Here is a 14,167-nt window from a genome sequence, read left to right on the forward strand (position 1 = left end):
GGGCAAGGTCGCCCGCAAGCCGGGCCGGCCCGCCCGCGGCCGGGGCTGACGCCGACCCCTGCGCCCTGCTCAAGGTCTACCGGCGTCGCCTGCCACCAGCGTCGACCAGAACTCGACCGTGGGATTCGCCGACCGAGCATCTGCGCCGGAGCCGAATTCCCGGTCGACAAAATCGGCGAGGTCATCGCCCGCGATGGCGACGTCGGTCTGCATCACCGACAACACCGGGTGAGTGGCCGTGCCGCGACCAGCCGGCAGATACCGATGCGCATACACCGGCACCAGCCGCTGGACGCGGGCCAGATGATAGTTCGCGCTGCGCAGCGCGTCCTTCATCCGGGCCGGGCGTGGTCCCCACCCGTCGGCCCAGAACGCGTTCCATTCCACGGCAAACAGGATCCCGTCGATGGGCAACTGCAGCCGCTTCTGCAGGCTCCGCCGACCTTCGCCCCGCCAGTTCGGCCACAACGGACCCACGGGCAACCCGGCCGCGAGGAACGTCCGATGGTCATCGGCGAACTCGAAGCCCAATTCCTGCTCGACGCCTGCAAATTCGGCATCGGACAAGCCGTCTTCGATCGCGACCGTGCCGATGGCGGCAAGGCGGGCGGCGGCGTCAGTGCCGGGTTGCGCGTTCAGGGCGTGTTGGTCGCGTCGTCGGGATCAGAAGGTGTGCTGCGGCCCTTGGGCTTTCTTGTACAGCGCCTTGAGCATCCGGTCCCGGAACGCGGCGTTGTCGATCAGCTTGATACCGGCTCCGGCCAGCTTGGGCTGCCCGATCAGCTTGTGCATGTAGCGCCCGCGCCGGTACTCCCGGCCCCACGCTGCCTCCATGCGTTGTGCGTAATTGGTGAAGTCGTCGGGTCCGCCGTTGGTGAGCGCCGCGATGGCGCATTCGCCTGCGGCCAAACCGGACTCGAGGGCCTTCGAGATGCCCGCTCCGGAGGCCGGCTTGCCCGCACCCAGTGAGTCGCCGGTGAACAGCACACCCGGGCGGAACGGCGGCCACGCGGTGAATCCCATCGGCAACCGCCAGGCCCGCACGCTCTTGTTCTTCTTCAGTTCCTCGATCGCGGGTAGATCCCAGTCCCGTGGCAGCGACCGCAGGAACTCGCCGAGGAACTGGGTGGCGTTGATGGACTGCCAGTTCTTGTAGCTGTTGACGTAACCCAGCCCGATGTTGAACATGCCGTTACCCATGGGGAACACCCAGCCATAGCCGGGCAACTGATCACCCTGGAACTCCAGCTTGAGATAGATGTCGAGGCTGTCGGAGTCCGGTCGGTTGGCGGGCATCTCCGAGCGGATGGCGATCGCGGAGTAGCCGTTGTAGTCGGAGTCGATCTTCAGGGCGCGCTTGATGGGGGAGTAGGCGCCGTCGGCGGCTATCACCGCATCGGCGTAGACCTTCTCGCCGCCCTTCAACGTCACGCCGATGACCCGGCCGTTCTCGTTCTGGATCGGGGCCGACACCTCGGCGCCCTGACGGATTTCGGCGCCGACGGACTCGGCGTGCTTGAGCAGCACGGTATCGAGATGAGTGCGGCTCACGGTGTGACCGTGGTCGGGCATCCCGGGCCGTTTCGGGAAGGACAGTTCCCACTGGGTCGGACTGAACACGGTGACGCGATTGACCCGGTGATAGGTGGCCACTTCGTCGGCCAGGCCCATTTTCTGCAGGTAGCTGACCGCACGTGCGGTCAGCCCGTCACCGCAGGGCTTGTCGCGGGGAAACTCGGCCTTGTCCAGGACAACCACCTTGGCGCCGGTCTGTGCGGCCTGCCATGCGGCGGCCGAACCCGAGGGCCCCCCGCCCGCGATGACCAGGTCATATCGCTGCGTCACTAGTACCTCTCGTGTTGGTGGTGGGCGTTGCCGGAGATGCTAGCCCACGGAGCTGTGTGTGTCCGGGGCGGGATTTTTAGGCTCCCCGGCACTTGCGCTCAATCGTGTTGAGTATCAAGGGAACTCGGTGGACTTCGATGGTATGTGGTCGTCCTGACAATACAGTTGGCCACTAGCTGGGTGCGGGTATGTGCAGGTCAGCGGCGGTCGGGCGGTAGAGTACACGGGTGCGCAGAGGGTCGAGAAGCCGTCCCGGCGGGGAGTCCGTCGAGGTCAAAGTGGATGCGCGTAGCGAACGCTGGCGCGAGCACCGGGAGAAGGTGCGTTCGGAGATCGTCGACGCCGCCTTCCGTGCCATCGACCAGCACGGGCCCGCCGTCAGTCTGCGTGAGATCGCTGAAGAGGCCGGTACCGCCAAGCCGAAGATCTACCGCCACTTCAACGACAAATCGGATCTGTTCCAGGCGATCGGCGAGCGTATGCGCGACATGCTGTGGGCCGGGATCTTCCCCGTCATCAACATCGCCAGGGATCCGGCCAGGGAAGTGATCCGGCGCAGTGTCGAACAGTATGTGTACCTGGTCGACGAGCACCCCAATGTGGTCCGTTTCCTGGTTCACAGTTTCCCCGAACAGTCCGAATCGACCATGCGCGCCCTCAACGAAGGACGCGAGATCACCTTGGCGATGGCCGAGATGTTCAACAACGAGCTGCGGGAGATGGAGCTGGATCGCGAGGCGATCGAGCTGGCCGCCTTCGCTACGTTCGGGGCGGCGACCTCAGCCACCGATTGGTGGCTGGGCACCGATCCCGACAGTCCGCGCCGGATGGAACGGGACAAGTTCATCGAGCACCTGACCACCATCATGGTTGGGGCGATCAACGGCACGACGGGGTTGCTGGGCATCCGGATCGATCCGGATCTGCCCATCGGTAAAGCGGTGCCGCGCGCCAACGTCAATGGCTGACGCCACTAACCGGACAGGCGCCTCCACTTATCGGACTACGCTGCAACGGTGACCTCTGGCGCTGGCTCCCGCGCCCAGCGGCGGCTACGCGCTGACGCCGCGCAGAACCGTGACCGCATCGTGGATGCGGCCATCGAACTGTTCGGTGCCCGCGGAATCTCGGTGCCGCTCGACGAAGTGGCGCGTCGCGCCGGTGTCGGAGTGGCCACGCTCTACCGGCGATTTCCCACCCGCGGCGACCTGGCCGCCGCCACCTTCGAACGCAACCTGTCGCGCTACACCGAGGCCGTCGACCGGGCGCTCGATGACTCCGACCCCTGGCAGGGGTTCCGCGTTCTGGTCTACGAGCTGTGCCAGCTGCAGGCCGGCGACGCCGGCCTGCGGGAACTGCTCACCATGTCGTTTCCCGCGAGCAGCATCATCGAGAAACGCACCGTGGACGCCCTGGCCAAACTGGGAACGCTGATCGAGCGGGCCCAGGCTGACGGCACGCTGCGCCCGGACCTGGTGCCGGGCGACGTCGTGGTGATGCTGCTGGCCAACGCCGGTGTCGTCTCGGCGACGCTGAACAGCGAGGGTGAGCCGTGGCGCCGATTTGCGGCCATGATCATCAACGCGTTTGCCGTCCACCCGGCGGAGCCGTTACCGCCCGCGCAACCGGAACATCAGCTGCGCCGCTCGATCGCCATGCGCGCCGAGTAGCGGCGCCTACCGTGGATCCCATGAGCGTCACCACCACCCGCGCCCTGATCATCGGCACCGGATTCTCCGGGCTGGGGATGGCCATCGCCATGAAGAAGCAGGGCACCGATTTTGTTGTCCTGGAGAAGGCCGACGATATCGGCGGGACCTGGCGCGACAACATCTATCCGGGCTGCGCCTGCGATGTGCCGTCGCACCTCTATTCGTTCTCGTTCGAACCGAAGCCCGACTGGTCCCGGATGTTCTCGCCGCAGCCCGAGATCCTGGACTACCTGCGTGGTGTCACCGACAGCTACCGGCTGCGCCCGCACATCCGGTTCGGTGCGCGAGTCGAACGGGCGCGCTGGGACGACATCGAACATCGCTGGCATGTGTTCACTGCCGCGGGTGAAGAGTTCGTCGCGCAGTTCCTGATCTCCGGCGCCGGTGCGCTGCACATCCCGGCGACACCCGAGATCGACGGCGCTCAGATGTTCACCGGCCCGGCCTTCCACTCGGCGCAGTGGGAGCCGGGTGTCGACCTCGAGGGCAAGCGGGTCGCGGTGATCGGAACCGGCGCCAGTGCCATCCAGATCGTGCCGACGATCATCGACCAGGTCGCCGAGCTCCAGCTGTATCAGCGCACCCCGCCCTGGGTGTTTCCTCGGCCCAATCTGCCGATCTCGCCGCGCCTGCAACGGGTGTTGACGCGGGTTCCCGGGGTTCGGGTAGCCGTCCGGGCCGCGATCTACTGGTTCCTGGAGGTCACCGCCTATGGGTTGACCCGTCGCCCAGGACTGCTGCGCAGCTACGAGGCGATGGGGAAGTGGAACATTCGCCGCGCCATCGCCGACCCGCAGCTGCGGCGCAAGCTCACCCCGCGCTACCGCGCGGGCTGCAAGCGGATCCTGTACGCCACCGACTACTACCAGGCGCTGGCCCGGCCCAACGCTGACGTGATCACCGACCCGATCGACCGCATCACCTCGAGCGGGATCGTCACCACCGCCGAGGATGGGCGCGGCACGGAACGAGATGTCGACGTCATCATCTACGCCACCGGTTTCCACGTCACCGACTCCTATACCTATGTCGATGTCACGGGGCCCGGTGAGGAGGACCTTGTCAAACGGTGGGATGCCGAAGGTGTCGCCGCCCATCGCGGTATCACGGTGGCCGGGATGCCGAACCTGTTCTTCCTGCTGGGGCCCAACACCGGTCTGGGGCACACATCGGTGGTGTTCATGATCGAGTCGCAGATCCGCTACGTCGCGCAGGCGATCGCCGCAGTCGACGCTGCCGATGTCGAGGCACTCGCCCCCACCCGGGCCGCGCAGGACCGGTTCAACAACGATCTGCAGCGTGACCTGGCGCGCTCGGTGTGGAACACCGGCGGGTGCCGCAGCTGGTATCTCGACGAGCACGGCAACAACCGCACCCTCTGGGGTGGATTCACCTGGCAGTACTGGGCGGCGACGCGCTCGCTGGACCTCGACGAGTACCGGTTGATCGGGCGCCGTGACCGCGTTCGGGCCGACACACCCCAACCCCAACATCTTGGGTGACCCGCGGCAGCCGCTACTACGAGTAGTGTCGACAGTAGCTGCATTGCGGCGGTATCAACATCAATAAAGCCTGGTGAAGTGGAGTTCTGGTGAGCGATGGCATCAAGCTGATCGACCGCGTTTCGGCCATCAACTGGAATCGTCTGCAGGACGACAAAGACGGTGAAGTCTGGGATCGGCTGACCGGTAACTTCTGGCTGCCGGAGAAGGTGCCGGTGTCCAATGACATTCCCTCCTGGGGCACGCTGAACGACCACGAGAAGCAACTCACGATGCGGGTCTTCACCGGCCTGACGCTGCTGGACACCATCCAGGGCACCGTCGGCGCGGTCAGTCTGATCCCGGACGCGGCGACACCGCACGAAGAGGCGGTGTACACCAACATCGCGTTCATGGAGTCGGTGCACGCAAAGAGCTACAGCAACATCTTCTCGACGCTGTGCTCCACCGCCGAGATCGACGAGGCGTTCCGCTGGTCGGAAGAGAATTCCAACCTGCAGCGCAAGGCGCAGATCGTGATGGACTTCTACCGGGGCGACGACCCGCTCAAGCGCAAGGTGGCCTCCACCCTGCTGGAGAGCTTCCTGTTCTACTCCGGCTTCTACCTGCCGATGTACTGGTCGTCGCGGGCCAAGCTCACCAACACCGCAGACATGATCCGGCTGATCATCCGCGACGAGGCCGTTCACGGCTACTACATCGGCTACAAGTACCAAAAGGGGCTGGCGCTCGCCGATGCCACGAAGCAGGACGAGCTCAAGGAATACACCTACGACCTTCTCTACGAGCTGTACGAGAACGAGGTGGAATACACCCAGGACCTCTACGACGGTGTCGGCCTGACCGAGGACGTCAAGAAGTTCCTGCGCTACAACGCCAACAAGGCGCTGATGAACCTCGGCTACGAGGCGCTGTTCCCCAAAGAAGAGACCGACGTCAACCCGGCGATCCTGTCGGCGCTGAGCCCCAACGCCGACGAGAACCACGACTTCTTCTCCGGCTCGGGCTCCAGCTACGTCATCGGCAAGGCCGTCAACACGTCCGACGAGGACTGGGACTTCTGACCGCCGCGCCGGATTGAACTGTCGGTGAAGAATCGGCGAAGTGTGTCGGTGCGACTGGCGTAAACCGGCTGCGCGCAACACACTTTCGTCGTGACGACCACATCGCATATCCATTCGGTCCTGCAGTGGCTGCGGGACGGCTACCCCAACGGTGTTCCCGGGCCTGACCGCGTGCCGCTGCTTGCCCTGCTTCGTGCCACGCCCTTGACCGAGGATCAGGTCAAGGAAGTTGTTCGGGATCTCACCGCCGAGGATTCGGCGGCGCTGGCCGACGGTGTGATCAACGACGACGAGATCGAGGCGTTCATCGCCGACGTGACACACCACGACGCGGGACCGGAGAATGTCGCCCGGGTCGCCGCCAAGCTGGCGGCGGCCGGCTGGCCGCTTGCCGGTGTCGATCACGGTTCGATCGGCTGAAGAAGTAACCAACCTTGGGCGTGGTGCGTAGGCGGTCGGCGGGCGTCGCGGTTAACTGATGGTCGCTATGTGGCGACGTGTGATGAAGTCCGGGTCCATCCTGTTCATGGTGCTGGCCGTGGTTGCCGGTCTGGTCGGCTGCTCGTCCGGTCCGGACTCGCAGGACCGCCTCACCGCCTTCGCGAATGCGTTGCAGCGCAAGGACGCCCGGTCCGCGGCAGCGCAGACGACGGATCCGGCCGCTGCCGAGCCGGTGATCGCCGCCATGTTCGCAGGGATGGGCGAGGCAGCGACGGTGACGGCGAGTCCGGCCGCGGCCGACGGCAGTGACGACGATTTCACCGTGTCTTATGCCTGGTCGTTCGGACCCGATCGCGAACTGCGCTACGACACCGATGCCACGGTCACCACATCCGGTGACGACCGGCTGATCTCCTGGACCCCGACGCTGCTGCACCGCGACCTGGCGCCGGGCCTGACCTTCGAATTCAGCCAGGACAGCGACCTGCAGACCCCGGTCGTGGATCGGACCGGTCAGCCGCTACTCACCTGGCAGACAGTGGGAGTGATCACGCTCGAGCGTGCCGATCTCACTTCGGCTGCTGCGTTGGCACCGCTGCTGGTGCCGTTCGATCCGGGCGTGACATCGGCCTCGATCAACGCTCTGTTCGACGGAAACACCGACAAGCGAGTCACGGTGATGAAGCTGCGCCAGTCCGACCTGGCGACGGTGGCCGGCCCGCTGGCCACGATTCCCGGTGTTGCTGTGACCCAACAGGGGGAGTTGCTGACCGCGGATCGCAACCTGAAATCACCGGCGCTGGCGGGACTTCCCGAGCTCTGGCACGACCGGATCACGCAACGGTCGGGCTGGTCGGTATCGCTGGTCGACGGCAACGGCGCGCCGGTTCAGCGGCTGGCGTCCACCCCGCCCAAATCCACCAACCCGATCCGCACCACACTGGATCTGCGTCTGCAGCTGTTGGCGCAACGGGCGGTTGCTCTCGACCCCCGGCCGACGGTTCTGGTGGCCCTGTCCGGTTCGTCCGGGGGCATCCTTGCCGCGGCGCAGAACACGGCGGCCGATGCCCAAGGCCCACTTGCCTTTTCCGGTCTGTATCCACCGGGGTCCACGTTCAAGACCATCACGAGCGCAGCGGCACTCGAAGCGGGGCTGGTGACTCCGCAGACCGCAGTTGCCTGTCCGGGTGTGTTGACGATCGAGAACCGCACCATCCCCAACGACAACAACTTCGATCTGGGGACAGTGCCGTTCGCCACGGCGTTTGCGCGGTCCTGCAACACCACGATGGGTGAGATCGCCGACCAGCTACCGGCCGGCGCACTCACCGACACTGCGCGCGATTTTGGGATCGGCGTCGACTACCTGATTCCCGGATTGACCACCGTCACCGGGAAGGTGCCACGGGCCACGACCCCGGCGCAGCGGGTCGAGAACGGAATAGGCCAGGGCACAGTCACCGTCAGTCCGTTTGGGCTCGCGGTCGCCGAGGCCAGCCTCGCGCATGGCGCGACGATCACCCCGACCCTGGTGGACGGGGAGCAGACCACCGCTGACACCGATCCCGTGCAGTTGCCGGCCCGCGTCACGGAGCCGTTGCGGGCGATGATGCGCCAAACCGTCACCGATGGCACCGCCACCGCATTGCGGGACATCCCCGACCTCGGCGGCAAAACCGGCACCGCCGAATTCGGGGACAACACCCATTCACATGGTTGGTTCGCAGGAATCTCCGGTGACATCGCGTTTGCGACGCTGGTGGTCGGCGGCGACTCGTCGGCGCCGGCGATCACCGTTTCCGGAGATTTCCTGCGGGGCGTCTAGACCAGTACTCAGATGGTGCTGGTGTCGATGACAAAGCGGTACCGCACGTCACTGGCCAGGACCCGCTCGTAGGCCTCGTTGACGTATGACGCCTCGATGACCTCGATCTCCGGGGTGACATCGTGTTCAGCGCAGAAGTCGAGCATCTCCTGAGTCTCCGGGATACCGCCGATCATCGAGCCGGACAGGCTGCGCCGGCCGCCGGCCAGCGGGAAGAATGGCACCTCGAGCGGCTTCTCGGGGGCTCCGAGTTCCACGAGGGTGCCATCGATCTTGAGCAGGCTCAGGTAGGCGCCTAGGTCCAGGTTGGCCGACACGGTGTTGAGGATGAGATCGAACTTGCCCGCCAGCTTGGTGAAGGTATCCGGATCGCTGGTGGCGTGGTAGTCGCGGGCGCCCAACCGCAGCCCGTCCTCCATCTTCTTCAGCGACTGGCTCAGCACGGTGACGTCGGCGCCGAGGGCGGCCGCCAGCTTCACGCCCATGTGGCCGAGCCCACCGAGGCCGATGACTGCCACCTTCTTGCCGGGCCCGGCGTTCCAGTGCTTCAACGGCGACCACAATGTGACGCCGGCGCACAGTAGGGGAGCGGCTTTGTCGAGCGGCAGCCCGTCCGGGATACGCAGGACAAAGCTCTCGTCGACAACAATCGCCTGGCTGTATCCGCCCTGGGTGATCGAGCCGTCGCGATCCCTGGCGCCGTAGGTGCCGATCATGCCGGTGCCGGTGCAGTACTGCTCTTTGCCGTCCTTGCAGTTGTCGCAGTTCTGGCAGGAGCCGACCATGCAGCCGACACCCACGTGGTCGCCCACCTTGTAATCGGTGACCTCCGAGCCGACCTCGGTGACGACACCCGCGATCTCATGGCCGACGACAAGTGGGTAGCGCGCGTTTCCCCACTCGTTCTTGACGGTGTGGATATCGCTGTGACAGATGCCGGCGAACTTGATGTCGAACGCGACATCGTGTGGGCCCACATCGCGACGTTCGATGGTGGTTTTGGTCAGCGGATCGGTGGCGGAGGTCGCGGCATAGGCGGAAACAGTTGTGGTCATCGGGAAATCCTCTTCACTTCGTGTGCAGATATGCGTACTCGAGCATCAATAGACCCGCAGAAGACGGGAGCTCGCCCGGTGGTAACAGGACCCGTGCTCGGTTTAGTCCCGGTACCGCCTCACTTCCGAGACTAGAGACCTTCGGCCCGCAGTGTCGCGTTGAAGCTGACCCGCTCGTAATTGACCAGCCCGGCCAGCGAGTATGGATCGGCGGCGATCAGTTCCTCGGCCGCTTCGACAGAGATGTCGCCGGTGATCAGCACACCACCCTGCTGCGACTCCTGGCGGCCGGCCAGGAGCAGACGACCGTCGGCGATCTCCTTGTTGATCCATTCGATGTGTGCGGGCCGGACCGCATCGACGGCCTCGAGGGGCTTGACATAGGTCAGCGTGAGCACATTGAACACCGGGCGAGCCTAGTTGATCGGTGCGTTGACCAGCCGTAGATCCTCAACGATGGCGCGGGCTGCGATCAGGCCGTCGCCGCTGTGCCAGATCTCGTTGTTCACCACAAAGACCCGGTGGTCGCGGGTGGCCGAGAGGCTCCGCCAGCCGTCACTGTTCAAGAACGATGTCGCCTGCTCCTTGGCGGCCGGGGAATCGAACGACACGTAGACGATGTCGCCGTCGGCGGCGGACAGGTCGGCGTCGCCCATGCCGAGCTCCAGATAGGGCTTGTCGGTGAAGCGTTGCGCCACGGGCCGATCCACCCCGACCGTGGCGAGCACGGTGGCGGGGAAGTTGTCGGTACCGAAGATCCGGATGGTGTTCTCCGTCAGTTGCACCACTGAGGCCTGATAGTGCGGCGCATCGTGCTCGGCACCCGTCTTCCCGGCTTCCTCGGAGAAACCGGCAATGAGGGCGTCGGCGGCCTGAACCCGGCCGGTCGCCGCGCCCACGGCACGCAGGGTCGCGGTCCAGTCGGCACCGGAGGACGCGGTGAACACCGTGGGGGCGATGGCCAGGAATTCGCCGTAGGACGCCGGGGTCAGTGTGCTGGAGCCGAGGATCAGATCCGGTGAGGTCGCCGCGATCGCGGCGACGTCCGGAGAGCTACGGGTTCCGGCGGCGGGCAGGTCGTGGATGACGGCGCCGAGATACGACGGTTGGTGGGTCGGCTGACCATCGGTGCCATCGGGCAGTGCGGCCGCGACCACGCGGGCCTGCAGTCCCAGCGCGCAGAGGGCGTCCAGCTGACCGCCGGAGAGGGCGACGATGCGCTGCGGGTCGGCGGGTACCTCGATGTCACCGCGTTCGGTTCCGCTGTTGACGGTGCGGGTCGGGGGACCGGGATCGACCGGAGCGGGCTCGGCGGCACACGATTCGTCGGGGCGACGCAGATTGCCGAGCACTCCGGCGTCGGCGATCTTGGTGGTGCTGGTGACAACGCTGCGCGACGGTTCGATCGGCGTCATGCCCTGTGGGCCTCCACAGCCCACCGACAGCGCCACCGACACGGCGGCCAAACCGGCCAGGACACCTGGTCGAACGTGGCTGAACTGCACCGACCGACGGTAGCACCGGCCGTTTCGGAGGTCGGTTTCCAGCGGTCTACGACACGATGTCGGACCCATCTACGACACAATGTCGGACCCGTGCCGACAGACGCAGCGACGGGGGCTAGGATTCCGGAGAAGAAGATCAGTGGCCGTCGATCGGCGGCCTATGGATTGTGATTCTTGGAGGAGCTCTTGACCGCCGAAGCGCCCCCGCTTGGAGAACTAGAGGCCACGCGTCCGTTCAAGGAGCGCGTAGGCCCCAAGGGCAGCCTGATCTACAAGCTCATCACCACGACCGATCACAAGTTGATCGGCATCATGTACTGCGTCGTGTGCTTCGCCTTCTTCCTCATCGGTGGGTTGATGGCGCTGTTCATGCGGACCGAACTGGCCCTGCCCGGGCTGCAGTTCCTGTCCAACGAGCAGTTCAACCAGCTGTTCACCATGCACGGCACGGTGATGTTGCTGTTCTACGCAACCCCGATCGTGTTCGGGTTCGCCAACCTGGTGCTGCCGCTGCAGATCGGTGCGCCCGACGTCGCGTTCCCCCGGCTGAACGCCTTCTCGTTCTGGCTGTTCCTGTTCGGCGCGCTGATCGCCACCGCCGGCTTCATCACACCGGGAGGCGCGGCCGACTTCGGTTGGACCGCCTACTCGCCGCTGACCGACGCGATCCACTCTCCGGGCGCGGGCGCTGACCTGTGGATCATGGGCCTGGCCGTCGGTGGTCTCGGCACCATCCTCGGTGGCGTCAACATGATCACCACCGTGGTCTGCATGCGGGCCCCGGGTATGACGATGTTCCGGATGCCGATCTTCACCTGGAACATCCTGGTGACCTCGATCCTGGTGCTGCTGGCCTTCCCGCTGCTGACCGCCGCGCTGCTCGGGCTCGCTGCGGACCGCCATCTCGGTGCCCACGTCTATGACCCGGCCAACGGTGGTGTGTTGCTGTGGCAGCACCTCTTCTGGTTCTTCGGCCATCCCGAGGTGTACATCATCGCGCTGCCGTTCTTCGGCATCGTCAGTGAGATCTTCCCGGTGTTCTCCAGGAAGCCGATCTTCGGCTACACCACCCTGATCTACGCGACGCTGGCCATTGCGGCACTGTCGATCGCGGTGTGGGCGCACCACATGTACGCAACAGGAGCCGTTCTCCTTCCCTTCTTCTCCTTCATGACGTTCCTGATCGCGGTGCCCACCGGTATCAAGTTCTTCAACTGGATAGGCACGATGTGGAAGGGACAGTTGACGTTCGAGACGCCGATGCTGTTCTCGGTCGGCTTCATCGTCACGTTCCTCCTGGGTGGTCTGTCCGGCGTGTTGCTGGCAAGCCCGCCGTTGGACTTCCATGTGACGGACAGCTACTTCGTCATCGCGCACTTCCACTACGTGCTCTTCGGCACCATCGTGTTCGCCACCTACGCGGGTATCTACTTCTGGTTCCCGAAGATGACGGGCCGGCTGCTCGACGAGCGCTTGGGCAAGGTGCACTTCTGGCTGACCTTCATCGGCTTCCACACCACGTTCCTGGTACAGCACTGGCTCGGTGACGAGGGCATGCCGCGGCGTTACGCGGACTACCTGCCCACCGACGGCTTCACCACGCTGAACATCATCTCGACCGTCGGTGCGTTCATCCTCGGTGTCTCGACGCTGCCGTTCCTGTGGAACGTGTTCAAGAGCTGGCGTTACGGCGAGGTCGTCACGGTTGACGATCCGTGGGGCTACGGCAACTCCCTGGAGTGGGCCACCAGCTGCCCGCCGCCGCGGCACAACTTCACCGAGCTGCCGCGCATCCGGTCGGAGCGCCCGGCGTTCGAGCTGCACTACCCGCACATGATCGAGCGGATGCGTGCCGAGGCCCACATCGGCCGAGCGCACGGACCCTCCGATGGCGACGTGACGCGGCTCGACGGCGAGAATGTTCGGACCTGAGCGACCCCATCGGACAGTTCGAGGCATTCAAGTCAGCCAGCAGGGGGCTAAGCGTGCCTAAGGCGTCGGTGTTGATCACCGTCACCGGAGTCGACCAACCTGGCGTGACGTCAGCACTGTTCGAAGTGTTGTCGCGCCACAAGGTTGACCTCCTCAATGTCGAACAGGTGGTCATCCGTGGCCGGCTGACCCTCGGAGTCCTGGTTTCCGGGCAGCCCAGGGTGGTCGGCGACTCGGCGTTCACCTCCGAGGTCGAGGCGGCCATCCACGGAGTGGGGCTGGACGTCACGATCGAACGCAGCGACGACGTGGCGATCATCCCCGAACCGTCGACCCACACCATCGTGGTGCTGGGCCGGCCCATCACCGCGCAGGCGTTCGGGGTTCTGGCCCGCGAAGCCGCCAAACTCGGCGTGAACATCGACTTCATCCGCGGCGTCTCGGACTACCCGGTGACCGGTCTGGAGTTGCAGGTGTCGGTGCCTTCCGGCGCCGGCGGGCAACTGCAGTCGGCACTGGCTGCGGTCGCCGTCGAGGAAGGTATCGACGTTGCGCTCGAGGCTGCCAGCCTGAGCCGACGGGCCAAGCGGCTCATCGTCTTCGATGTCGACTCCACGCTGATCCAGGGCGAGGTCATCGAGATGTTGGCGGCGCGTGCCGGCGCCGGGGCTGAAGCCAAGGTGGCCCGGATCACCGAGGCCGCGATGCGCGGCGAGCTGGATTTTGCCGAGTCGCTACGGGAGCGGGTCGCGACTCTGGAGGGTCTGCCCGCCAGCGTTGTCGACGAGGTCGCCGACCGACTGGAGCTGACCCCGGGCGCCCGGACCACCCTGCGGACCTTGCGCCGGTTGGGTTTCCACTGTGGAGTCGTCTCCGGTGGATTCCGCCAGGTGATCGAGCCGTTGGCGCACGAGCTGATGCTCGACTACGTGGCCGCCAACGAACTCGAGATCATCGACGGTGTGCTGACCGGGCGAGTGGTCGGCCAGATTGTCGACCGACCGGGTAAAGCCAAGGCGCTGCGCGATTTTGCGCACCAGGCCGGCGTTCCGATGGAACAGACCGTGGCCGTCGGTGACGGCGCCAACGACATCGACATGCTGTCGGCGGCGGGTCTGGGCGTGGCGTTCAATGCCAAGCCCGCGTTGCGTGAGGTTGCCGACGCGTCGCTGAGCCATCCGTATCTGGACACGGTGCTGTTCATCCTCGGGGTGACCCGCGGTGAGATCGAGGCCGCAGACGCGGTCGACGGCACCGGACGCCGCGTGGAGATTCTGAGCGACTGA

General features: G+C 65.5%; 13 protein-coding genes. 8 read left to right on the forward strand and 5 right to left on the reverse strand.

Going from position 1 to position 14,167, the window contains the following annotated elements; genetic code table 11:
• Positions 1 to 69: 69 nt before the first annotated feature.
• Both WBB07_RS26860 and WBB07_RS26865 read right to left on the reverse strand, forming a co-directional pair.
• Positions 70 to 567 (reverse strand): hypothetical protein, encoded by a 498-nt coding sequence (locus WBB07_RS26860; RefSeq protein ID WP_526312348.1) that lies wholly within the window; start codon positions 565 to 567, stop codon positions 70 to 72.
• A 96-nt stretch (positions 568 to 663) separates the two neighbouring features.
• Positions 664 to 1,845: an NAD(P)/FAD-dependent oxidoreductase gene (locus WBB07_RS26865; protein ID WP_526312350.1), complete on the reverse strand. Its 1,182-nt coding sequence runs from the start codon at positions 1,843 to 1,845 to the stop codon at positions 664 to 666.
• Positions 1,846 to 2,072: 227 nt separating this feature from the next.
• Here WBB07_RS26865 and WBB07_RS26870 point away from each other — a divergent pair, with 227 nt between their 5' ends.
• The 6 genes from WBB07_RS26870 (at position 2,073) to WBB07_RS26895 (ending at position 8,389) form a co-directional block, all read left to right on the forward strand.
• On the forward strand, positions 2,073 to 2,813 hold the full coding sequence (locus tag WBB07_RS26870) for a TetR/AcrR family transcriptional regulator (protein WP_526312352.1): 741 nt from the start codon (positions 2,073 to 2,075) through the stop codon (positions 2,811 to 2,813).
• Positions 2,814 to 2,861: 48 nt separating this feature from the next.
• Positions 2,862 to 3,515 (forward strand): TetR/AcrR family transcriptional regulator, encoded by a 654-nt coding sequence (locus WBB07_RS26875; protein WP_526312354.1) that lies wholly within the window; start codon positions 2,862 to 2,864, stop codon positions 3,513 to 3,515.
• Between the two features lie 20 nt (positions 3,516 to 3,535).
• Positions 3,536 to 5,059, forward strand: a complete 1,524-nt coding sequence (locus tag WBB07_RS26880; RefSeq protein ID WP_526312356.1) for a flavin-containing monooxygenase — start codon at positions 3,536 to 3,538, stop codon at positions 5,057 to 5,059.
• Positions 5,060 to 5,148: 89 nt separating this feature from the next.
• A complete protein-coding gene (nrdF, locus tag WBB07_RS26885; protein ID WP_526312358.1) occupies positions 5,149 to 6,123 on the forward strand; it encodes a class 1b ribonucleoside-diphosphate reductase subunit beta in 975 nt (324 codons plus the stop codon).
• Positions 6,124 to 6,213: 90 nt separating this feature from the next.
• Positions 6,214 to 6,543 carry a DUF3349 domain-containing protein gene (locus tag WBB07_RS26890; RefSeq protein WP_526312360.1) on the forward strand — a complete coding sequence of 110 codons (330 nt, stop codon included), beginning with the start codon at positions 6,214 to 6,216 and terminating at the stop codon, positions 6,541 to 6,543.
• 82 nt (positions 6,544 to 6,625) lie between these two features.
• Positions 6,626 to 8,389, forward strand: a complete 1,764-nt coding sequence (locus WBB07_RS26895) for a penicillin-binding transpeptidase domain-containing protein (RefSeq protein ID WP_526312362.1) — start codon at positions 6,626 to 6,628, stop codon at positions 8,387 to 8,389.
• 8 nt (positions 8,390 to 8,397) lie between these two features.
• Here WBB07_RS26895 and WBB07_RS26900 read toward each other — a convergent pair whose 3' ends face one another.
• The 3 genes from WBB07_RS26900 to WBB07_RS26910 form a co-directional block, all read right to left on the reverse strand.
• Positions 8,398 to 9,444, reverse strand: coding sequence for an NAD(P)-dependent alcohol dehydrogenase (locus tag WBB07_RS26900; RefSeq protein WP_526312364.1), 1,047 nt, complete (start codon positions 9,442 to 9,444; stop codon positions 8,398 to 8,400).
• 131 nt (positions 9,445 to 9,575) lie between these two features.
• Positions 9,576 to 9,851: a YciI family protein gene (locus WBB07_RS26905; RefSeq protein WP_526312366.1), complete on the reverse strand. Its 276-nt coding sequence runs from the start codon at positions 9,849 to 9,851 to the stop codon at positions 9,576 to 9,578.
• 9 nt (positions 9,852 to 9,860) lie between these two features.
• Positions 9,861 to 10,949, reverse strand: a complete 1,089-nt coding sequence (locus tag WBB07_RS26910) for an iron-siderophore ABC transporter substrate-binding protein (RefSeq protein ID WP_526312368.1) — start codon at positions 10,947 to 10,949, stop codon at positions 9,861 to 9,863.
• Positions 10,950 to 11,135: 186 nt separating this feature from the next.
• Between WBB07_RS26910 and ctaD the strand changes: the two genes are divergently transcribed.
• Both ctaD and serB read left to right on the forward strand, forming a co-directional pair.
• Positions 11,136 to 12,881 (forward strand): aa3-type cytochrome oxidase subunit I, encoded by a 1,746-nt coding sequence (gene ctaD, locus WBB07_RS26915; RefSeq protein ID WP_526312402.1) that lies wholly within the window; start codon positions 11,136 to 11,138, stop codon positions 12,879 to 12,881.
• A gap of 53 nt (positions 12,882 to 12,934) precedes the next feature.
• Positions 12,935 to 14,167, forward strand: a complete 1,233-nt coding sequence (serB, locus tag WBB07_RS26920; protein ID WP_526312370.1) for a phosphoserine phosphatase SerB — start codon at positions 12,935 to 12,937, stop codon at positions 14,165 to 14,167.

The organism is Mycobacterium sp., assembly GCF_049647605.1.
Taxonomy (GTDB): domain Bacteria; phylum Actinomycetota; class Actinomycetes; order Mycobacteriales; family Mycobacteriaceae; genus Mycobacterium.